The sequence below is a fragment of the Cellulomonas edaphi genome (assembly GCF_030362815.1).
Classification (GTDB): Bacteria; Actinomycetota; Actinomycetes; order Actinomycetales; family Cellulomonadaceae; genus Cellulomonas; species Cellulomonas edaphi.
Map to the genome: position 1 here is coordinate 585,134 of NZ_JAUCGR010000001.1, position 15,000 is coordinate 600,133.

9 protein-coding genes are annotated in these 15,000 nt (G+C 74.3%); 2 read left to right on the top strand and 7 right to left on the bottom strand.

Features of this window, described 5'->3' with window-relative positions; genetic code table 11:
• The 6 genes from QRT05_RS02845 to QRT05_RS02870 form a co-directional block, all read right to left on the bottom strand.
• Entirely contained in the window at nucleotides 1–3,744 is a 3,744-nt protein-coding gene (locus QRT05_RS02845; RefSeq protein ID WP_289445086.1) for a hypothetical protein, read from the bottom strand.
• Nucleotides 3,744–10,478, bottom strand: coding sequence for a DUF6603 domain-containing protein (locus QRT05_RS02850; protein ID WP_289445087.1), 6,735 nt, complete (start codon nucleotides 10,476–10,478; stop codon nucleotides 3,744–3,746). The genes QRT05_RS02845 and QRT05_RS02850 overlap by 1 nt, the downstream gene beginning before the upstream one ends.
• A gap of 125 nt (nucleotides 10,479–10,603) precedes the next feature.
• On the bottom strand, nucleotides 10,604–10,951 hold the full coding sequence (locus QRT05_RS02855; protein WP_289445089.1) for a PRC-barrel domain-containing protein: 348 nt from the start codon (nucleotides 10,949–10,951) through the stop codon (nucleotides 10,604–10,606).
• Nucleotides 10,938–11,357, bottom strand: a complete 420-nt coding sequence (locus tag QRT05_RS02860; protein WP_289445091.1) for a hypothetical protein — start codon at nucleotides 11,355–11,357, stop codon at nucleotides 10,938–10,940. Before QRT05_RS02860 ends, QRT05_RS02855 begins: the two co-directional genes overlap by 14 nt.
• Entirely contained in the window at nucleotides 11,354–12,583 is a 1,230-nt protein-coding gene (locus QRT05_RS02865) for an NRAMP family divalent metal transporter (protein ID WP_289445093.1), read from the bottom strand. The genes QRT05_RS02860 and QRT05_RS02865 overlap by 4 nt, the downstream gene beginning before the upstream one ends.
• Nucleotides 12,580–13,050, bottom strand: coding sequence for a hypothetical protein (locus QRT05_RS02870; RefSeq protein ID WP_289445095.1), 471 nt, complete (start codon nucleotides 13,048–13,050; stop codon nucleotides 12,580–12,582). The genes QRT05_RS02865 and QRT05_RS02870 overlap by 4 nt, the downstream gene beginning before the upstream one ends.
• Before the next feature lie 88 nt (nucleotides 13,051–13,138).
• On the opposite strand from QRT05_RS02870, the gene QRT05_RS02875 reads away from it, so the two are divergent.
• Both QRT05_RS02875 and QRT05_RS02880 read left to right on the top strand, forming a co-directional pair.
• Nucleotides 13,139–14,122, top strand: coding sequence for a TIGR03557 family F420-dependent LLM class oxidoreductase (locus QRT05_RS02875; protein WP_289445097.1), 984 nt, complete (start codon nucleotides 13,139–13,141; stop codon nucleotides 14,120–14,122).
• A 2-nt stretch (nucleotides 14,123–14,124) separates the two neighbouring features.
• On the top strand, nucleotides 14,125–14,490 hold the full coding sequence (locus QRT05_RS02880) for a hypothetical protein (protein WP_289445099.1): 366 nt from the start codon (nucleotides 14,125–14,127) through the stop codon (nucleotides 14,488–14,490).
• A gap of 4 nt (nucleotides 14,491–14,494) precedes the next feature.
• On the opposite strand, the gene QRT05_RS02885 is transcribed toward QRT05_RS02880, so the two are convergent.
• Nucleotides 14,495–14,902, bottom strand: a complete 408-nt coding sequence (locus QRT05_RS02885) for an ATP-binding protein (RefSeq protein WP_289445100.1) — start codon at nucleotides 14,900–14,902, stop codon at nucleotides 14,495–14,497.
• Nucleotides 14,903–15,000: the final 98 nt, after the last annotated feature.

Below are 15,000 nucleotides of genomic sequence, written 5' to 3' on the forward strand. Positions count from 1 at the left end.
TCAGCGCACCGCGCGCGAGACCTGCGTGCTGCGACCGTCGCCCGTCAGGAGCGAGACGCGCAGCGTGAAGGGCGGCGTCACCCGGATCACGGCGCGGTACTCGTGCGGCGGGTCCGTGGTGCTGCGGGTCACGACGATGGGCGCGGTGCTGATCCGCGCCCGGCGGGGAATGTCCGCCAGCGCGATCTCGAGCGAGACCGGGAGAGTGACGACGCCGGGGAGCCCGCGCAGGGGGAGATCGGGCAGCAACCGGTCGCCCACCAGCTCGCGCACCTCGGGCGCGACCGGCTCGATCCGCCCGATCGGGACGCGGAAGGGCGGGAAGGGCCTGCGCGGCGCGGAGACGGTGATCGTCATGATGGTGGGCGGCAGGTCCGTGAGCGACGCGTCCGACGCGATGCGGGCCAGCACGTAGCCGACCTCCGGGCTCACGTCGACCAGCTCCAGCGACGGCGGGTCGGGAACCCACCCGGGCACGGTCACCGCCTGCACCGACGTGCGTCCGGCGGGATCGACGAGGGTCATCTGCACGTCGACCGGGTCGGCCGCGACGGGCCGCGTGAACCACAGGGCCAGCGGCGTGCGACCGGCGGCTCGCGTGCCGGCGACCAGCGCGAACGGACCGGGCGCGGCACCCCCCGAGACCGGCCCCGGCGGGACGAGGCCCAGGGCCAGCGGGTCCACGGCCCCGATCGCCGCCCCCCCGACGCCCACCGCGCTCGCGGACACCCGGAACGCCCCGTCGGGCACGGCCCGCGCGGGCGACGCCGTCGAGGTGGTCACGAGCACGCCGTCGTGCGCCCCACCGAGCACGGTCGCGACGAGCGGGGCGAGGTCCGGCGGCGCGGACGGGCGCACCCGGACGACGACCACGTCGCTCGCGGGGGACGGGAGCCCCCGCACGGCCTCGACCGGCACGGTGTCCACGGGCACGGCCACCGCGCGCACGTGCCAGTCGTCCCAGGACTCGTCGAAGCCGCCGGACCACGAGCCCGTGTACAGGGCGTGACCCGACGCGGGGTCGACCGGCGCACCGGGTGCCGGCGCGACGGCCGGGACGGACGCGAACGCGGGCCCCATCGTCTCGGGACGCAGCGCCGCCTCGGCCGAGCGGGTGCGATGCAGGAGGAAGGTCGCGACCGGTACGTCGGAGTCGGCGGTCAGGGACACCGACACCGTGCCCGCGGCTCCGAGGACCGTGCGCACGCGCGGCGGTCCGGGGCGGCGCAGCCGCGGGGCGGCCACCGACTGCAGCACGGCGTGCGCCGGCGAGCCGGTGGGCCAGTCGGAGGCGACGCCGGTGGCCGACAGGGTGGTGACGGTGAACAGGTGGATGTCGGTCGATCCCGCGGGCAGGGCGACATCTGCCTCCCGGGACGTACCCGGCAGCTCGAGGATGCGGCGGAAGGCGGCGCGGCGCTGCACCGCGGTCATCGCGTCGTACGTGTCCCACAGCTGCGCCAGCCGGACACCGGGCAGCGTCCCGTCGGGCGCCCGCTGGGACAGCCCGGCCGACTGCCGCAGCGCGGTCTCGGCGCACTCCCACACCGCGATCCCCTTGCGGGTGTCCAGCGCGGCACCCGACGGGATCGACCAGTGCACCCGCACGTGGCTGCGGCCCTGCGCGTCGGGCGTCGAGCCGAGCGGCACCCCCGGCGGGGCCGGCGGCAGGATGGGCGGCACCGGGACGGGGCTGGCCACGCCCGCGAGCGCGGGGTGCGCGGGGTCCGGCAGGAAGCCGGCGTCCCCGACGACCGACAGGGGCACCCGGGCCCACACCTGCACGCCCCAGCGCAGGGTCGAGGAGAAGTCCAGCGTCGGCACGGGGATGGTGAGGCGGTAGCGGCGGCCGTGGTCGCCCTGCGCGGTCCCCGGTGTGACGACTGCGTCGCCCGCTTCGTTGAGGTGCTCGACGGTGACGTCGACGGGACCGTCGAGCGTCTCGCCCGCGAAGGTCAGCGTGACGTCGCGGCGGAAGGCGCCGGCGGGAGCCGGCAGCACCGGGTCGACGCCGGCGGGTGGGGGTGCGGCCGCGGTGGGCGTGCGGAAGAGGACCGCGGCGAGGTCGACACCCAGGGGCGTGCGGTCCCGCCACTCCACGGCCACCTCGACCGTGAGCACCGCGGGGCACGCCGTCGTCCCGGCGTACTCGCTCGTGAGGGACACGCCCACCACGTGCGGCCCGGGAGGTCCGGGCTCGTCGCCGTCCCACGGGGCGTCGGCCCAGGGCGACCAGACGCCGAACACGTCCTGCACCGCCACGGGGTAGCCCACGTGACGGCCGCCGCTGCCCAGCGGGATCTCCGCGTCGGCATCGACCATCGACGTGCGGCCGAACGCCGGCGTGGGCGCGGGCCCGTCCGGCACCAGGACGAGCGCGCGCCGGTCGCCCGCGAGCCGTTCCTCGACGAGCACCTCGGCGGGAGACGCGCCCTCGAACCGTGCGACCACCCCGGACGTGGGGCGGCCCATCGCGACCGAGCCGGGCACGCGGTCCCACTGCACCTGCACCGACTCGCGCCACGCGGCGTCGCGCACCGCGGGTGCGAGCAGCCCGGAGCGCCGGGTGGTCAGGGCGTGCGGGGTGGTCGTGGCGATGTGCGGCTCCGGCTCGGGGACGTAGGCGGCCACCTGCACCGGGCCCGTGCCGATCGGGGTGTCCGGGTAGTCCGCCGTGACCATGAACTCCAGCCCCTCCCCCCGGGGCAGCTGCGTGGCCGGGTAGGCGGTGCCGAATCCCGTGGCGAGCGCGAGGAACGGGTCGGCCGACGCGGGGAGCGTGAGGAGGGACAGCGGCGAGAGCGTCGCCCTGGTGGCCAGCGAGGAGGACTTCGTGCCCGACGACGGCGGGTCCACCGGCGGGGAGTCGGCGAGCGCCGCCTGGTCGGCCGGGGTGCGGCCCGGCCGGTAGAGGCGGTCGATCCGGGGCAGCAGGTCCGCGGTGATCTCCTTGAGGAGCGCCGTGGGGTCGGGGGCGCGCCACGGGGGGCTCACGGCGTGGCCCGTCGAGGTCACGGGCGCCCAGCCCAACGGAGGGCCACCCCGGTCCAGACGCTGGTGCGCGGCCGTGAGCGGGTCCGTGAGTGCGGAGAGGATGCCCTGCTGCGAGGTGTCGTAGTCGGTGCCGGCCCAGGGCGTGTCGACCGGCAGGCCGACCAGCTCGACGGGCTTCCACCCGGGGTCGTCGATGACGTCCTGGAGGGGCACCACCCTGACCTGCGGGTCGGTGCCGTTGGTGAGCAGCACGCGCGTGATCCCTGCGGTCTTGAGCTGGAGGAACGCGCGCCCACCGCCCGGCACCTGGACCGCCGCCGCGCCCATGGCCTCGGTCAAGCCCCCGCCGCGATACGTGCCCAGGATGCCGACGGGCCGGCTCGGGTCGATCACCTGGGCGTCGACGACGACGACCGCCGCGATGGTCGGCAGGCGCAGCAGCAGACCGTCGTCGTGCTCGCGGACCACCACGTCGACCGTGCGAGCCTCGAGGCGTGGGCGGCCCACCCACACCGTGAACGGGCCGAAGGGCACGCCCAGCGCGGGGTTGCACTGCCACCGCAGCTGGGTGTCCACCGCGCGGTCCTTGAGCTGGGCCGCGGCGGCCCGCACCCAGGGGGCGGCCGTGTCGGACACGTGCGTGGTCGCGGCGAGGCCGGGCACGCCCACCATCTGCGCGCGAAGCACGGTCGCCCACGGCACCTGCGACCCCGTGGCCCGCAGCCAGTACGGACGGGAGATGCGATCCATCAGTCCTCCACCTCCCAGGGGGCCCGCTCCAGCAGCACCTGCACGGCGGTCGCGGGCTTGGCGGGGGTGCCCGCCAGCTCGTCGGCCGCGCGCACCAGCTGCACCGTCAGCTGCGTCCCGCGAGCGCCGGCGCCCAGCAGGATCACGGCGCGCGTGTCGCCCGGCCCGCGCACGACGCGCGTCACGGGAGCGCCCCCGCCCGGGACCTCCAGGGTCAGCCACGGACCGGGTCGCGGCGCCCACCACTCGTGCGACGGGTCCTCGGCGTCGGCTGGGCCCTCCACGCGCGTCGCGACCAGCCGCGAGCGCCACAGCGCCTCGCTGCCCTCGACGACGACGGCCACGGGCTGCGGCACGGTGTCCGGCGACCAGAGCACCTGGACCGCGGGGTAGCGCGGCACCTCGGGCACGGGCAGGCCCGCGGCCTGGAAGGCGTCGTCGAGCTGGTTGCCCGTGGGTCGCTCGCCGAGCGCCGCGAGCGCCGACGGCACGGGGACGAGCGCATGGGCGACGCGGGTGGCGGACAGCAGCCCGGCCAGCTCGGGCACGTCGTGGAACCGGGAGGTGGTGAACGGCACCCGGTACAGGCGCCGCCCGGCCGCGCCCTCCGGTGCGCCCTTCGTCACGGCGAGGACGTCGAGCAGGTAGTCGGTCAGGGGCTCGAGCGGGTAGTCGAGCGTGATGACCGAGTGGTAGGTCCGCGAGCCGGTGCCGGGCGTGCACGGCAGCGCGTCCAGCAGCGCGGTCACGGTCTCCTGCCACGGCGTCATGACGGCCGTGCCCTCCGCCTCGACCAGGAGATGGGCATCGAGCTCGACGGGGATGGTCAGCGACGAGCCGGGGGCGCCACCTCCCGGCGGGGACGGGTGCCGGCCGGACGCCGAGCGGACGACGACGCGGAGCTCCTCGCCGTAGGCGTCGAACAACGCACCCACCTTCTGCGTGGCCAGCGCGATCCGCAGGGGCTCGTCGAGCAGGACACCGGTCTCGCCGACGCCCGGCGCGGTGGTGAGCAGCCACGGATCCAGGCGCTCGGGGGCGCGGTCGGCGCCGTCGGCACGGAAGCGGAACTCCTGCGGAGTCCCCGCGGTGTAGGCCTCGGGGGCGTTCGCCGCCGGCCTCGCCTCCTGGGTGAGGGACTGCGCCTCCCAGCTGACCCGCACCGTGTACTCGCGCCCCGGCAGCAGGAGCGCGTGGTCGTCCGGGTCGTCGGTGACGGCGGTCGTCACCGCGTCCTTGTCCGAGGTGATCGTCGTGGTGTCCCAGTCCTCCCGGTGCAGCTCCGCGGCCGTGGTGCCCGCGGCGGCCACGACCCAGAAGGCGAGGCCGACGAGGTCCTTGGCGTCGCGGTCCCAGCCGAGCTCGACCACCACCGTGCCGTCGGGGACCTTGGGCGAGAGCAGCACCGGCAGGAGCCCGCCGCCCGCGGCGATCACGCGGCCGGCGATCTGCGCCGCGCGCTGCACCGGGTCGGACCACGGCCCGGCCAGCCACTGCGGGGGGATCGGGTGGCTCGGGCCGACCATGTCGGCGCCGGACGCGCGGTACTCGTCGAGCAGGGTGCCGTCGGCGTCGCGGAACCGGGCCACGAGGCCGCGCTCGACGCCGCGGCGTGGCACCAGCAGCAGCGCGTCGAACGAGCCGAGACCGCCCTCGACGCGCAGGGTCACGGCGTCCGCGAGCTCCGAGGGGGCGAAGCCGAGCGTGTCCCACGCCGTCTTGACCTGTTCCACCTCCCGGTCGTCCGCGCCCGGCGCGGGCTCGGGTTCGTCGCCGGTGGGCGAGCGCAGGATGCGTCCCTCGCACGTGCTCTGGCCGTCGCCCGTGGCGATGCGCCCCCACGCCGCGTTGGCGTCCTGCAGCGAGACGCCGCCCGCCAGCAGGGTCATGACGTCGTCGGTGCCGGCTCCCGCGGCGGGCAGCGCGCCCGGGCCGAAGGTGGAGCTCGTGCCCACGGCGAGCGCCTCCTGACGGGCGCCGACCACGGGACCTCGGTCCTTGCGTGGGCACGTCACGCGGTCGCCCACCACCACGGCCGGGTCGGTGCCCTGCAGGAGGTCGACGAACGCGTCGCCCGTGCGCCACGGCTCGCGCACCACGGCCTCGGAGTCCGCGGGTGCCGAGCGCCACGTGCCGGGCTCGTCGGGCCAGGCCACGCCCTGCAGCACCCACCCGCGCGCCGAGGGACCGGTGGCCTGCTCGTCGAACGTCCACAGCACCGGCACGGCCTTGGCGACCGGGGTGCAGATGGTGCCCCACCGCTCCTCGACGGTGGTGGTCAGCTCGCGGCCCAGCGCCACGGCCCGCGGCGTCGCGGTCGGCAGCCAGGACAGCAGCGCGAGCGCCGGCCCCACCTGTGGGTCGCCGACCAGCGCGCGAGCCCACCAGGTGGCGGGCGTCGCGCCGGCGGTGAGCTCGCCGACGAGCTCCACACCGGTGATCCGGTAGCGGAACCAGGACTCTCCGCGCCGAATCCACGGGTTGGCGGGCAGCCCGTTCGCCCCGCGTGCGACCCCGCCCAGCACCACGTTGCCGGCCTTCACCCCGGGTGCCGTCTCGAACAGCACCACGGGGATCGCGTCCAGCGGCACGCTCGGCAGCTCGTCGGGCGCACCCACCTCGACGGCGCGGCCGAGCACGCCGTCCACCGCCCGGTCGACCGCCGAGCCGTCCACGAGCGCCGGCGACCGCGACACCAGGCTCACGCCGGAGACCAGCGGGGGCGGGATCAGCGGCAGCGGGGTGTCGTCGCCGATGGTGAGCTCGACGCAGCCCTTGACGCTGAAGAAGAAGAAGTCGACCTCGCCGCACACCTGGCCGTGCACGTACGTGCGGTCCTCGGTGTGCTCGCTGGGCAGCCCGGCGTCGACCACCTGGCGGCCCACGAGCACGGTGAGCTCCGCGCTCGCGGATATCCCGATGATCCACAGCCGCAGCTCACCCGAGACGTAGATCCGACCGCCGATCGCGAACGGTGAGAACGCCACGATGGCGTCGAAGCCCGCGGCGACCTCGAGGTAGAGCCCGACCGCCTTGGAGCCCATCAGCACCACGTTGATGTGGAAGCCCACCGCAACGGTGATGCCCGTGGTGACCAGGGGCAGGCCCTCGATGTGGATCGTCGTGCCGTCGCCGTGGACCATGAGGTAGCCGGTGCCCTCGAAGACGTCGAGCACGCTCACGGTCACGGGGTTGGTGTTCGAGCCGAGGTCCACGAACCACTGGTCGAGGTGGTGGGCGTCGAAGAACGCCGTGACCGGCACGCGGATGGTCAGCAGGCTCTTGACCTCGTAGGACGCGACGAGCCCGATGGTGATCGTCCCGCGGCCGAGGTCCAGGTCCAGGACCGCCAGGAAGGTGGCCTGCTGGCTCGGGTCCTTCAACGCGGGCGGGATCTTGATGACGTCGGCCTTCATCGCGAACAGCAGCCGCGGCCCGGGCACCTCGACGAGCACGAGCCCCTTGAGGTTGACGATGAAGCCGCCCTCGGCGGTGCCCAGAAGGATGCCGCCGGCCACCGCGAAGGCCCCGGGCTGCACCTTCCAGCCGGACGGCTTCATGACGGACGGGTTCGGCTCGCTCAGCTGCGTCTGCAGCCAGTCGAGCGCGGGGACCTGCGACGAGGACTCCTCCCGGCGCGCGAAGTTGACCGCGACGCCCCCGAGGAACCCGTAGATCGCCAGGCCGGAGTTGGCGAGCGGGATCGGCACCGGGAACTCCACCTCGGCGCCGATGAGCACACCCGTGACGCCCTGGTCCTGCTTGACGGCGATCTGCGCCGCGATGCGGAGCTTGACCGGGGTGAGGGTCACGTCGAAGGCGCCCTCGAAGCCGGTCTCGTCGATCTTCACGTACCCGGACCCGTGCAGGACGTCCGGCACGTCGATGCTCGCGCCCAGCGCGGTGAGCTGGGGGAACTCGGCCTGGTCCAGGCGTACCCGCACGCGCGCCGAGTCGACGGTCACGATGCCGAGGTCGACGCCGAGGCCCACCTCCACCTCGAGGTAGAGCGGGTTGTCGCGACTGATCCGGCCGCCCACCACGCGCAGGATGTCCCGCAGCGCGTCCGGGCCCACCAGCGAGCCCATCGGGATGTCGAGCGAGTACCCGGCCGACGGGTCGAACACGGGCAGCGGCACGTACTGGACGGTCCCGTCGGGCTGCGGGTCGGAGCGCCATTGCGAGCGCACGCCCACGGCCTTGTACCGGGCGGTCAACGGCTTGGTGGGCTCGACGCGGAGGATGCCGATGTCGAAGGTGAAGGCCGTCTCGACGTCGAGCAGGATGCTGATGCTCGTGCTGCGCGGGCCCACGCCGGTGGCGGGGTCGACGAGGCCGTCGGTCACCATGAGCTGCCCGCCGTGCAGCGTGATCTTCTGGGTCGTGATCACCCCCGCCGCCCCGACCGCGACGGCCGCGCCGCCGACGAGCACCATGGGCACCAGCTCGCCCGCGGTGGGTGACGCGGGCGTGACGGCGGCGAGCAGCGGCGAGAGCACGGCGACCGCACCGAGGATGTCGAGGCCGGTCTGGTCACCCGTCCCGCGCCTGCGCTGCCAGAGGCCGTCCTTGTCGTCCTCGATGGCCCTGAACTGCGCGGTCACGTCCCACCCGGAGCGGTCCTCCGCGATCCGCAGCCGGAGCAGGAACTGGCTGATGCCGTCGCTCGGGTTGTCGCGTGGCGGGATCGTGGCGCCCGGGCTCGCCGAGGCGATCTGGTTCTCGGCGGCGGTCTGGATGTCGATCTCGCCGTAGATCTCCGCGCGGACGAAGGTCGAGCGCACCAGCTCCACCGTGACGCCGATCTTGCGGAAGCATGCGGGCACGGGCGTCGGGGTGGGTCGCGGGTCGACCTGCTGCGGCGGAGGGTCGGCCGCCGGCCGCTCGAGGTGGGCCGTGACGTCGATGGTCTGGTCCACGGCGGCGCTCGCCCGGGCGTGCCACCAGTCGGGCGCGTCCTGCGGCGGGTTGCCGTGCGGTCCGCTCGCCTGGGCGACGGTCTCGCCGTGCCCCGGCGTGACCGGGGTGACGTCGGTGAAGTGCAGCTCGGGGCGGGAGGCGTCGGCGAGCAGGGCGACGAGCGCGTCGCGCCGGCGTTCGGAGAGGCCGAGGTTGTGCGCGGCCGTGCCGGAACTGCCCTCGTAGGAGGCCCAGCCCTCCACGGTCCAGTGCGCGCCCTTGGGCAGCGCGTTCAGCCGCGCCAGTCCGTCCGGGCTGAGCAGGTCGGGAGCGGCTCCGGGGTCGGTGCGCGTGCGCCACGGCTGCGAGCGCATGTTGCCGGGCGTCATCCACCAGGGCGTCGACGGCCCGCTGGCGATCTCGGCGGGAGTGGGATGGTCGAAGGAGAAGTAGGCGTCGACGGTCGTCGTGCCGCCGCCGCCCGTGCGGGTGATGCGTGCCTGGACGTCGACCGGTGCGCCGGTCGTCACCTCGATCTGGGCAGTCGGGGCGGTGACCGGGGCGTGCCCGGCCCACGTCCACACCACCGTGCCCTGCGGGTCCTCGTTCAGCGAGACCGTCACCGTGCTGCCGGTCGCGGGCTGCGTCACCACGCGGTACCCGACGTCCGACGTGGTGGTCGGAACCACGTCGCGCGCCGAGGACGAGGCGTGACCCGCGCCCGAGCGTCGGCGCACGTCGAAGGACCGTGTGGTGGAGTGCGAGCCCGCGTCGGACACCGTGACCTCGACGTGGAGGCTGCCCGTGTCCGGCACGGTGAGCGCGACCCGGTCGGAGACCGTCTCGCTGCCGTCCACCAGGAGCCGGATGCGCAGCGGCGCGACGCCCCCGCCGCCGTCCACGAACATCGTCACGCTCTCGGGCAGCTCCACAGCGGGCACCGGGTCGGTGTCCTGCACCCCGATCCACTCGCCCGCGGGCGTCTGGAACCGGACCCGTACCGACGGCGCCGACCCGCGGTTGACGACCTCGGCGTTGAAATCCCCCGTCACGCCCGCGTGCACGCCGAACCCGATCCACAGGTTGCGCACGCCGGCGCTGACGGCGAGGCCCTCGACCCCGTGCGGCGCGACGAAGAGCCGCACCTCGGGCAGGTAGAGCCCCTGCCACTCGTCGGGCATGGTCCGCGCCCCGTCCGGGACCCCTGCGGGCCCGGCCGTGCCGGACAGGTCGAGCACGGCGGCCCGGAACGCGAACCCGACCACGTCGTCCGGGCCGATGAGCGCGTAGGCCGGCTCCATCCTCACCAGGTCGAGCACCGGTTCGTCGGGCGTGCCCCCGCTCGGCACGGGGATGAGGTCGACCCCGACCGATCCGCCCGCGGGGCGGAGCACGCGCACCTTGACGCTGGGCAGCCGGAACCGGACGGCGGGGTGCGACGGGTCCGCACGCAGCTGACCCTGCGCGTCCAGCACGGCGCCGCGCAGGAAGGGCACGCGGATCGACGAGCTCGGGACGGTCAGCGTGAGTCGCATGGTGCCGTCCGGGTCGGTGCCTCCCGCGGTCAGGCGCAGGCCCAGCTCGATCCCGAAGCCCGACGAGAGCTCGATCGCTCCCCCGTCGCCGGTGGAGCCGCCGTGGCTGATCGCGCCGCTGCTCAGGTCCATCTCCAGTGAGCGGTCCCCGCCGATCGTCGTCGACCAGATCCGCCAGGTGCCGTCCTCCTCCGGACGCTCGGTCGACGAGGGCGAGTCCACCGAGTCGAGCAGCGGTCGCAGGGAGTCGAGTGCGCCGCCGGAGGTCGCCGACCCGGGCAGGTCGTCCCACAGCGTCATCGCCGGACTCCTCCGCGCGGGGATGGTTGTCACCCATAAGGGGGACAAACCAGGCATAGAGATACCGGCGGGTCCACGTCAAGGTGCCAGCGCCCAGCGCCCTCGCGCACGAGCGCGCGGCAGCGCTAGGCGGGCGCGGGTCGCTCGTACCCGGGTGCCCAGCGCCGCGCGTCGCGAGCCAGCGTCACGCCGTCCTCGTCGATCGCCGCGACGTCCTGCCAGTGCACCAGGAACGTGCCGCGGTGCCGCCAGGCGAACCACCGGGCCAGCAGCGCGGGTGAGCGCACGTCCACGCGCTCGTACCCCATGAACGAGCTGCCCGTGCGTGGGCTCACCAGCACACCGTGCACGCGCGGCGTCGCCAGCGGGCCGACGGGCGGGCCGTCGAGCACGAACCGCACGTCGATCACGTACCCCACGGGGGTGCCGTCGGCCTCGCGCACCGGCTGGTCGAGCAGGTCACTCAGGATCATGACGGCCTCCCGGGATGCGCCCGATCACGTGGTCGCGCACCCAGCGCTCCACCCAGGTGGCGTCGAGCTGCGAGCCGTGGATGCCGAGCTTCACGGCGCTGTCCACCGCGCGCACGTGCGACCACGCGATGCGCTCGAGCCGCGAGGACGGGGGGCGCCCACCGAGGATGCGTGTGCCGAGCACCGGGCCCGTCAGCAGGTTGGTGAGCACCGCCGGCCCGCCCACGGGGTCCGCGTCGCCGCCGGTGGCGTGGATCTCGAGGTCGTCGATGGTGGTCACGGGCACGTCGTCGACGTCGAGCAGCTGGCGGTCGAGCAGGTGCAGCCGGGCGTCGAGCACCCGTCCGGGCTGCGGTGCGTCCTTCTCGTACGTCGTGCGGTCGTGCGTCTTGCGGGCGATCGTCATGCGCCTGCCCCCGTCGCGATCATGAGCGGGATCGCGGCGGCCGACGCCGCGACGATGATGACCAGGTAGACCAGCGCGAGCGCGTTGGTCGCCCGGCCGTTGACGTGCGTGCCCATGTACTCGGGGTCGTTGGCGACGACGAGGATGGGCAGGTAGGTCAGCGGCAGCGCGATGGCGGAGAACACCACCGAGATCTCCGTGACCTTCACGGGGTCGACGCTCGTCATGAGGATCGACAGCCCGACCAGGAGCGCGACGATCATCGTGAGGTGGAAGCGGGCCGCCTGCGCGGGCCGCCGGAACTTGCCCCAGGACCAGCCCATGAACTGCGCGAGCGTGTAGCCGCTCGACAGCGACGTCTCGAGCGCCGCCCCGAAGGTCGCGGCCACGATGCCGACGATCACCACCGCGAGCGCGAGCTTCCCACCGGCCAGGGCCACCGGGAGCACGATCTGCGAGAGCGAGGACACCTCGATGGCGCGCGGCAGGAACACCACCGCCGCGCAGGCGGCGATGGCGATCGACAGCACCCCGCCGAACGGGAACCCGACCAGCACGTTGATCCGCGACTGGCCCACGTCCTTGGCGGTCCAGCGCTCCTCGACGGCACCGGAGGAGAAGAAGAACACCTCGTACGGCGTCATCGCCGCACCGAAGAGCGCGATCGCGTAGTACCAGTAGGAGGGCCACGTCTCGGTGCCCGACGGGGCGAGGGTGGTGGCCTGCTGCGCGAGCTCGCCCCAGTCCGGTCCGAGCTGGAACAGGGCCACGGCGAACACCACCAGGGTGAGCCCGAGCAGACCTGTGACGTTCTCCATGATCGAGAACTTCACGCGCCACAGCACCAGCCACACCGCCAGCGCCGCCACCGGCATCCACAGGCGCGGGTCCACGCTGCTGGCGAGCTGCAGCGCGAGCGCGATGCCGCCGACCTCGGCGGTGAGCGTGAGGATGTTGATCGCGAACGAGGCCGCGAGGTTGGCCCCCGCAGCCCGGGCGCCCAGGCGCTCGCGGATGATCTCGAACGTCGCGCGTCCGCTCACGGCCGCCACCCGCCCGGACATCTGGGCGAAGAGGCAGATGCCGACCACGCCCACGACCACCACCCACGCGAGGGACAGGCCGAACCGCGAGCCGACGACGGCGTTGGTCACCAGGTCGCCGATGTCGAGGAAGCCGCCGATCGCGGTCAGGACGCCCAGCGCGACGCCGAGGAGACGCTTCACGACGCCTCGACCGCGTCCGAGACGGACGAGAGCGCGTCGCCGCTCTCGTCGAGCCGCGCCGCCACGCTCGCGGGCGAGCCCGGCCCGCCCCGCACCCACACGCGCGCGTCGGCCACGCCGGCCTGGGCCTCGGACACCGCGCGCAGGGCATCGGCGCGCAGCCGCACGGACTCGGCGTCGCCTGGCACCACCGTGAGCAGGGCTCCCGTCGCGCCCTGCAGGACGTGCAGCTGGTCGCGCAACGTGGTGTCGGCGACCGTGGTCGTGAGCCGACCGCGGGCCAGCAGGTCGGAGGTGAGCTGCGCAGAGGCGACCGCCGACGAGGCCTCGTCGACGGCCTCACCGATGGGCGTGGTGGCGCCGGAGCCGGTCTCGCCGTGGACCGAGCACCCGGCGAGCCACCCGAGCGGCGCGAGCGATCCGAGCGCCAGCGCCACGACGGCGCTGTGCCGCAGGATCGAGCCCATGGCCGCATCGTGGCGCGTCGCCGTCGTCCGCGCACGGCGAGCGGTCTCCCCAGATGCGGACGGCGGCCCGCGGTGTGACCGTCGATGCATGACGCGATTCGGGTACACCCTCATGACCGAGCAGTCGGGCCCCCGCGAGCTCGTGGGCTACGCCGCCGACGCCGAGCGGGCCGGCTTCGACCTGCTGGTGAGCTCGGACCACTACTTCCCGTGGCTCGACAGCCAAGGGCATGCGTCGAACGCCTGGACGCTGCTGGGGGCGGTCGCCCAGGCGACGAGCACGGTCGAGCTCATGACGTACGTGACGTGCCCGACGATCCGGTACCACCCCGCCGTCGTCGCGCAGCAGGCCGCGACGCTCGCGCTGCTGTCCGAGGGCAGGTTCCTGCTCAACCTCGGAGCCGGGGAGAACCTCAACGAGCACGTGGTGGGCGAGCGCTGGCCCGCGGTCGGCGAGCGGCACGACATGCTCGAGGAGGCGCTGGTGATCATCCGCGACCTGCTCGACGGTGAGCGCGTGACGTGGGAGGGCGACCACTTCCGGGTGGACCAGGCCAAGCTGTGGGACCTGCCGCCCGCGCCGGTGCAGATCGGGGTCGCCGTGTCGGGCGAGCAGTCGGTGGAGCGGTTCGCGCCCCTCGCCGACCACCTCGTGGCGGTGGAGCCGGACGCCGACCTGATCGAGCGCTGGGGCCAGGCCCACGAAGGCGCACCGTCCCGCACGATCGGCCAGGTGCCCATCAGCTGGGACCCGTCCCGGGACCGGGCCGTCGAGCGGGCGCACGACCAGTTCCGCTGGTTCGGCGGGGGCTGGAAGGTGAACGCCGACCTGCCCACCACGGAGAGCTTTGCCGCCGCGAGCCAGTTCGTGCGGCCCGAGGACGTCGCCGACTCGATCTCGTGCGGGCCGGACATCGACGCGCACGTGGAGGCCGTCGCCGCGTTCTGGGAGGCGGGCTTCACCGACGTCGCCATCGTGCAGATCGGCGACGAGGGACAGCAGCGCTTCCTCGACGAGGCGGCCGGCCCGCTGCTCGAGGCCCTCCGGGCCGCCGCACCGAAGGAGGAATGACCATGGCCGTCACCAGCTTCCAGGACCTGCCCCTGGCCGACCGCGACCGCGAGTGGGACGGCGCCGCCGCCGAGAAGCGTGTGCGCGCGTGGGCCGACGCGCAGGACGAGCCGAACGCGAAGTACCGCGACGCGCACGTCTGGTACGACGCCGACGCCAAGGACAACTTCACCGCCTACAAGCTGTTGATCGCCGACGTCGTCGACGGGCGGCTCACGGCGGTGCCGCGGGGGTTCTTCGCGGCCGCCGCCGTGATGCAGGGCTCGCGCGGCGGCGTGGACCTCCCGGCCAAGGACCGTGACCGGGTCAAGAGCCACCTCGCGAAGTACTACGCGAAGCTGGGCGACACCCCGCCCTGGGAGGACTGAGGCGTCAGGCGCCGAACGCGGTCACGCCGCGGTCGTCGTCGGCCCGCAGCTCGAACCACACCGTCTTGAACTCCCCGGAGCGGTCGAGCTGAGAGCCCCACGAGCTGGCCAGCCGGTCGATGAGCCACACGCCGCGGCCGCCCGGGTCGGTGGGCGGGGCGTCGCGCAGCACCGGCTCGTCGCGGTGGCTGTCCGAGGCCTCGACGCGGATGCGCTCGTCGTCGACGTCCACCCGCAGCACCACCGGCGGCCAGGCGTGCTCGACGGCGTTGGTCACCAGCTCGGAGACCAGCAGCACCAGCAGCTCGCGGCGCTCGGCCGGGATCCCGGCCTCCTCGAGGCGCTCCGCCGCCCAGTGACGCGCCGGCGCGACGGCCGTGTAGTGCGGGTCCACCGTCCGTTCGGCGCGCATGTCCTGCCCCCTGTTGCTCGTCTGTGCCCTGCCACGGTTCATCGGACGCACCGATTCGGCAAGTCGAACTCCCTAGGATGCCCGAGATGTCCGGATCC